Origin of the sequence: Antarctobacter jejuensis, from assembly GCF_052266595.1 — a bacterium.
Taxonomy (GTDB): domain Bacteria; phylum Pseudomonadota; class Alphaproteobacteria; order Rhodobacterales; family Rhodobacteraceae; genus Antarctobacter; species Antarctobacter jejuensis.
Window position 1 is genome coordinate 166,935 of record NZ_JBQQXJ010000011.1, and the last position, 6,990, is coordinate 173,924.

Consider the following 6,990-nt stretch of genomic DNA (forward strand, 5'->3'; position numbering starts at 1 on the left):
AGCCGGATTGGACAATATGCGTTTCCTCCCCCGATTCCTCCTCCTCCTGATCATCGCCACCACTCCCGCCAGCGCGCAGGACGTGCCACGCCCGGTCAAGGTCATGAGCCTTGAAAAGGGCGATGGTGTCATGCGCCGCCACTTCTTTGGCACCGTGGTGGCCCGCCAAACTGTCGACCTTGCCTTTCAGGTTTCCGGACAGTTGAACCGTTTCCCGGTTCTCGAAGGTGAGCCGGTGGCCAAGGATGCGCTGATTGCGCAACTGGACCTTGAATCGTTTCAGCGCACGCTGGATCAGGCCAAGCTGCAAAAGGAACAGGCTGATCGCAGCCTGAACCGCCTCAAGCAGCTTTCGCGCGCAACCGTCAGCGAGGCCTCTCTGGAGGACGCGCAGACCGCTGCCGATCTGGCCGAAATCGCGGTTGGAGATGCGCAATACGCATTGGACCGTGCCACCCTGCGCGCGCCCTTCGACGGATTGGTGGCGACGCGCAACGTGGCCAATTTCACGACCGTTCAGGCCGGAACAGCCATCGTGCGTCTGCACGATATCAGCGAATGGCGGGTCGAGATCGAGGTGCCCGAAGTTCTGTTCCGCCGCGCGGGCAAGGATCCGGATATGAAGATTTTCGGCACCTTCACCGGGTCCGACCGGCAGATTCCGCTGGAAGTGCGCGAGTTCCGGGCCGAGGCCAGCGCTGTTGGCCAGACGTTCAAGATCACGCTGGCCATGCTCGAAGAGCCGGGCGAGGGCGTGTTGCCGGGCAGTTCGATCACCGTGACCGCCGATCTGAAACTCTCGGCTGATCGTATCGAAGTGCCCGCCAGCGCAGTCGTCATCGATCCCGACGGCACGACCGCCCTGATGGTGTTCGAACCGGGCGATGCCGACGCTGGTGTCGCGCGCCGCCGTGAGGTGACGATCGAGGCCGGACCGGACGGAGAGTTCCTGCTGGCCGATCTGCTGGAACCGGGGATTGAGGTCATCGTGGCCGGGGCCGGAATGCTGAGTGACGGACAGGCTGTCCGGCGCTTCAAGGGGTTCTCGGAGTAATTCCATGTCCATCGCACGCGCTTCCATCGACAAGCCACTGATCACGTGGCTCATCATGCTGGGCTGTATCCTTGGCGGGATATGGGGATTTCTGTCGCTCGGGCGGCTGGAAGATCCGGCATTCACCATCAAACAGGCGGTCGTCGTTACACAGTACCCCGGCGCGTCTGCCGAACAGGTCGCCATCGAGGTCTCCGAACCGCTTGAATCCGCGATCCAGAAAATGGGCGAGGTTGACCGGATATCGTCAATCAACCAACCCGGCCGGTCGATTATCGACGTGGCAATCCGCGACACCTTTGACGGCAACGAACTGCCGCAGGTCTGGGACAAGTTGCGGGCGCGGGTGTCCAATGCCGCCGCGGGCCTGCCGGATGGCGTCGGCACGCCGGTCGTCAACGACCAGTTCGGCGATGTGTATGGCCTGTATTATGCGGTGACCGCAGACGGATTGAGCGACGCCGAAGTTCACCAGTTGGCAACCTTTCTGCGGCGCGAGTTTCTGGCCGTGGACGGGGTGGCGGATGTGGTCGTCACCGGCTTGCCGGCGGAAACCATCTACGTGGATTCCGATCCGGCTCTTGCCACCGCGCAGGGGGTTTCCCCGCTCGCCTTTCTGAACGCGATCTCCACCGCCAACAGCGTGACCAACGCGGGTACCGTCCGCCACGGCACCAGCCGCACGGTGATCGAATACCCCGAAGGCACGGATACCGTCACCGATATCGCGGGCCTCAACATCGGCATAGGCGGCGAGGTTTTGAACCTGATCGACATCGCCGACGTCTCGCGCGGGCGCACGGACACGCCTTCGGTGCTGATCCGTTTCAACGGCGACGACGCCTTTGCGCTGGGCATCGCGGGACTCAGCAGCGAAAACATCGTGGACGTGGGCTATCGCGTCGCTGACCGCTTTGCCGAGCTGGAGCAGGACATCCCCTGGGGTGTCGAACTGCACCCGATCTACGAACAGCACGTTGTCGTGGATGAGGCGTCGAACGCCTTTCTCGTCAACCTTGCCATGTCCGTCGGGATCGTGGTTGTCGTGCTGGCCCTGTTCATGGGCTGGCGGGCCTCTATCGTCGTGGGCGGGACGCTTTTGCTGACCGTTGTCGGGACGCTGTTCTTCATGGCCATCTTCTCGATCGAGATGGAGCGGATTTCACTTGGCGCGCTGATCATCGCCATGGGGATGCTGGTGGACAACGCCATCGTGGTTGCCGAAGGGATGCAGATCTCCATGGCAGGCGGGCGAAAGTCCCGGGAGGCCGCGACAGAGGTGGCGGGACGCACGCAGACCCCGCTGCTGGGGGCAACGGTGATCGGCATCATGGCCTTTGCGGGGATCGGCTTGTCGCCGGATTCGACGGGCGAATTCCTGTTCTCGCTTTTCGCAGTCATCGGCATTTCGCTGCTGCTCAGCTGGGTTCTGGCGATCACGGTGACGCCGCTCTTGGGTCACTACCTGTTCAAGACCGGTTCGGGTGAGGGCGCCGAAGCCTATTCCGGGATCCTGTTCCGGGCATATGGCGCCGTCCTGCGCGGCGCGCTGCGAATCCGGTGGCTGGTTCTTGTGGCCTTGGTCGGGGTGACAGTGGCCTGTTACGCGGGCTTTGGCATGATCAAGCAGCAGTTCTTTCCCAACTCGAACACGCCGCTGTTTTTCGTGCATTACAAGCTGCCGCAAGGCACGGCGATTCAGGAAACCGCGTCGGATCTGACGCGGCTGGAAGAGTGGCTGGCAGAGCGGCCAGAGGTTGTGTCCGTGGCGACGTTCGTGGGGCAGGGGGCGGACCGCTTCATGCTGACCTACGAGTCCGAGCGCCCGAATTCCAGCTATGGCCACCTGATCGTGCGGACCGACAACATCGAGCAGATTCCGGCATTGCAGGCGGATCTGGACGCCTTCGGGAACAGCCATTTCCCCGGGGCGGAATTCCGGACCAAGCGGCTTGTCTTTGGTCCCGGTGGCGGCGCGCCGATCGAGGTGCGTTTTTCCGGCTCGGACCCGGCGATTCTGCGTGAACTGGCCGAAACCGCTGCGCAAACGATGTCCGAAACCTCGGACAATCTGCGCCACATCCGTACCAACTGGCGGGAACAGGAACTGGTGCTGCGTCCGATCTACGCCACCGACCGCGCGCAGGCTGCCGGGATCAGCCGCGACAACGTGGCCGACACCCTGTTGTTTGCCACGGACGGCATTGCAGGAGGCACCTATCGCGAAGGCGACCGACAAATTCCGATCATCCTGCGCGTGGATGAAACCGCCGGTCTGACGCTGATGGACCAGTTGATCTACTCTGACACGGCGAACGGTTTTGTCCCGCTGGAACAGGCCGTTGACGGGTTGGAAGTGAAGGCGGAAAACACGCTGTTCATGCGCCGCGACCGTTTGCCGACCATCACCGTGCAGGCCGACATCCCGCCGGAGCAGACTGCCGCCGCCGTGCACAGCGAAATCCGTTCGGCCATAGAGGCGCTGCCGCTGCCTGTCGGCTACAAGATGGAGTGGGGGGGCGAGTTCGAAAACTCGGCAAACGCCAACGCCAGCCTTGGCAAGCAGCTGCCGCTCAGCCTGATCGTCATGGTGCTGATCTCGGTCGTGTTGTTCAACGCGCTGCGGCAGCCGCTGATCATCTGGCTCTTGGTGCCGATGTCTGTGAACGGCGTGGTGCTGGGCCTGTTGGGTACCGGGCTGCCGTTCACCTTTACCGCGCTGCTGGGTCTGCTCAGCCTGTCGGGGATGCTGATCAAGAACGGTATCGTGCTGGTCGAGGAAATCGATCTTGTGCGCGCAGAGGGCGTGGCGCTGGAACAGGCCATCGTCACCGCCTGCGTGTCGCGTCTGCGCCCCGTGGTTCTGGCCGCAGGGACGACGATCCTTGGTATGGCGCCGCTGTTGTCGGATGCCTTCTTTGTGTCGATGGCCATCACCATCATGGGCGGTCTGGCCTTCGCCTCTGTGCTGACGCTGGTGGCGGCGCCGGTGCTGTACCGCATCTTCTTTCGCGATGCGAAACCGGCCTGATCCCTGACGGGGCGCGGTAAACCGCGCCCCGATTGCCTGTTCCGTCCCTTGATGCTGCGCGCTAAGCATGAGCGAGCACAGGAAAGGAACCCGCATGACCACCACCGATTTCACTCTGGACCGTGGGCTTCGCATTCCTCCTCTGGGGCGCAAGCTGCGGCTTGGGCAGGTTGGCGGCGGACGTGGCGCCATCGTTGGCGATTGGCACCGCAGCGGTATCCGTCTGTCGGGCCAATGGGACCTTGTGGCTGGTGCGTTGTCACGCAACCCGGACACGGCGCGGGCCTCTGCTGCCGATCATGGCATCGCACCGGAGCGCACCTATACCGACTACTTGGAAATGGCCCGGGCCGAGGCGAACCGCGAGGATGGCATCGAGGCGGTCAGTATCTGCACCCCCAACAACAGCCATTACGACATTGCCTGCGCCTTTCTTGATGCAGGCATCGACGTGATCCTCGACAAGCCCATGACGATCGCGATCCCCGACGCAGAGGCGCTGGTTCAAAGAGCGCGGGACGCCGGGCTGACACTCGCGCTGACCTATCCCTATGCCCATCACGCCATGATCCGTCAGGCGCAGGCGCTGGTTGCGCAGGGGGTTCTGGGCGAAATCCGTCAGGTCTTGGTGGAATATGTGCAGGACTGGGGTACGGGCGCCGAGGCTGAGGAGAACCCCTCGGTTGCGTGGCGGCGCAACCCCGAGATCGTGGGGCGGACCTCTGCCACGGGCGATATCGGCACCCATGCCTATCATCTGATGAAGGTTGTCACCGGGCTGGACGCCACTCAAGTCCGGGCCGATTTCCATCGCTGCGGCGGGGCCAGCGCGCTGGAGGACACCGCCTTTCTCAAGCTGGAACTGAGCAATGGCGCGCCGGGACAGATCTGGGTGACGCAGGCCGCGCCGGGCAACTATTGCGGGCTGCGCCTGCGGGTCTTCGGCACGGAAGGCGGGCTGGAGTGGGATCAGGAGTATCCTGAACATCTGCGCGTGACGCGACTGGATGAAGCAGAACGGGTCTACGTCCGTGGCCACGGCGCGGGTATGGACCCAGCCGCCGAACGGCTTGTGCATCTGCCGCGCGGTCACGGAGAGGCACTGACCGACGCCTGGGCCAACCTCTACGCCGAGATCGGCATCGCGATTGCCGCCCGCCGCGCCGGTGTGTCCCTGCAGGACGGAGTGATTCAGTATCCGGACGGTGTCACAGGGCTGTCCGGCGTGCGTTTCATGGAGGCCTGCGCCGACAGTGCAGAGGCCGGGGCAGGCTGGGTCAGCTTGCGCTGATCCTATTCCTCGACGGTCAGGATTTCTTCCAGCGGCTTTTTGATCTTCGCTACGGCAGGCACAGTTGCCCCCTCAGCCGGATGCCCGGCGGCTATGATCATGGTGGGCTTTTCCTGATCTGGACGTCCCAGAAGACCGTTGAGGAATTTCATCGGATTGGGCGTATGGGTCAAAGAGACCAGCCCGGCATGATGCAGCGCCGTCAACAGCACCCCCGTGGCGATCCCAACGCTTTCGGGCACGTAGTAATTCTTGAACCGGGTGCCATCGTCAAATTCGCCGTAGCGTTGGGCAAAGACCACGATCAGCCACGGCGCGATCTCCAGGTGCGGTTTTTCCGGTCCGGTTCCGATCGGTTCCAGCGCCTTGAGCCACTCGTCGCCCGCGGCGCCTTCGTAAAAGCGTCTTTCCTCTTCCTCGGCCGCCGCGCGTATCTGCGCCTTGATGCCGGCGTTCGAGATCGCCACGAAGTGCCAGGGCTGGTGATTGGCGCCGGACGGGGCCGTCCCGGCCGCACGCACGCAATCCTCGATCACGCGCCTTGGAACGGGGCGGTCGCTGAAATCCCGGACTGTATGCCGGCGCTTCATCCGGTCATGAAACGCCTCGGCAGCCCTTACCATTTCGGCGTCGCTCATCTTGGCCCGGTCCGGCAGGTCAAGCGCCTCATACCGCAGGTTTTCGCGTGCGAACATTCCCGACCCCCTCCCGTTTTTCGCCAGTTTGACAAATGGCGCCCAGTTTGCCCGGCGTTGCAAGCCGTTTCCAAGCGCCATCCCTGTCTTTCATGACGTTATCAAATCAAAAGCCCCTTGCAGCCCACAGCGGGTCCTTGCTAAAGGGGTCGACGGAGAGGTGGCCGAGTGGTCGAAGGCGCACGCCTGGAAAGTGTGTAGGCGGGAGACCGTCTCGAGGGTTCGAATCCCTTCCTCTCCGCCACTTGCCCTCGCGAAAGCGTTCTCCCGATCCGGCTGCGGCCGGATTTTTCCGTGTTTTCAAAGGGGTTTGCGGGACAGGCAGAGCACCGTCGCAGCAGCTGTTGGCCCAAAATCCGTTCTCTCGGCCGGATATTCTCTGGACCTGATGACTGCGCAGATTTGGTGAATTTCTTGCAAGGCTCTGTAACTAAATAACTTTCCGGAGGGGCAATCTAAACACTTCGACTGGAGTCGCGTTCGCTGAGATGGAACAGAAATCCAACTCGCCACCGCCCCTGAGTGGCCTCACCGGGAGGCACAGCCGGACATGCTCTGAGCGGCTTCCCAGTCTGCGTAATTGTGTCCGTCCGGAAGCTTCCATAGGATTCGACCATTGGCGCTCGCGCCGATTACTGCTGCAGCGGCGGCTGACGCAGACGCAAAACTGTAAGCACTTGTGAAGACGAGGAATTCACCTTCTTCACTTAGAATGCCTTTCTCGACGAGGGTATTCCGGAGCGTGACCGTACCTCGCGGTATCGTTCGCGTCGTCCGGACCTGTTGATTTCCGCTGAGAAGTGACCCGGTTTTTTCACCGAGATTTGACCCACCCTTGTTTATTCCTCGGCGGTCATGTTGTGGTCAATGCCGGCGTCTCCTTTCTTGTTTTCTTGGCGGCTTCGGAACTGGCTTTGAA

The 6,990-nt window shown here is 62.4% G+C and carries 5 protein-coding genes and 1 tRNA gene; 4 read left to right on the top strand and 2 right to left on the bottom strand.

The window, feature by feature from the left end; translation table 11 throughout:
- The first annotated feature begins 16 nt into the window (after positions 1 to 16).
- The 3 genes from ACTXGA_RS16650 (at position 17) to ACTXGA_RS16660 (ending at position 5,376) form a co-directional block, all read left to right on the top strand.
- Positions 17 to 1,054, top strand: coding sequence for an efflux RND transporter periplasmic adaptor subunit (locus ACTXGA_RS16650; protein WP_443395572.1), 1,038 nt, complete (start codon positions 17 to 19; stop codon positions 1,052 to 1,054).
- A 4-nt stretch (positions 1,055 to 1,058) separates the two neighbouring features.
- Positions 1,059 to 4,085, top strand: a complete 3,027-nt coding sequence (locus ACTXGA_RS16655) for an efflux RND transporter permease subunit (RefSeq protein ID WP_443395574.1) — start codon at positions 1,059 to 1,061, stop codon at positions 4,083 to 4,085.
- A 94-nt stretch (positions 4,086 to 4,179) separates the two neighbouring features.
- Positions 4,180 to 5,376 carry a Gfo/Idh/MocA family protein gene (locus ACTXGA_RS16660; protein WP_443395576.1) on the top strand — a complete coding sequence of 399 codons (1,197 nt, stop codon included), beginning with the start codon at positions 4,180 to 4,182 and terminating at the stop codon, positions 5,374 to 5,376.
- A 2-nt stretch (positions 5,377 to 5,378) separates the two neighbouring features.
- Here the strand turns inward: ACTXGA_RS16660 and ACTXGA_RS16665 are convergent, their stop codons facing one another.
- On the bottom strand, positions 5,379 to 6,071 hold the full coding sequence (locus ACTXGA_RS16665; protein WP_443395578.1) for a nitroreductase family protein: 693 nt from the start codon (positions 6,069 to 6,071) through the stop codon (positions 5,379 to 5,381).
- Between the two features lie 154 nt (positions 6,072 to 6,225).
- Here ACTXGA_RS16665 and ACTXGA_RS16670 point away from each other — a divergent pair.
- Positions 6,226 to 6,315, top strand: a tRNA-Ser gene (locus ACTXGA_RS16670).
- Positions 6,316 to 6,599: 284 nt separating this feature from the next.
- Here ACTXGA_RS16670 and ACTXGA_RS16675 read toward each other — a convergent pair.
- Positions 6,600 to 6,914: a DUF4357 domain-containing protein gene (locus tag ACTXGA_RS16675; RefSeq protein WP_443395593.1), complete on the bottom strand. Its 315-nt coding sequence runs from the start codon at positions 6,912 to 6,914 to the stop codon at positions 6,600 to 6,602.
- Between the last annotated feature and the right edge of the window lie 76 nt (positions 6,915 to 6,990).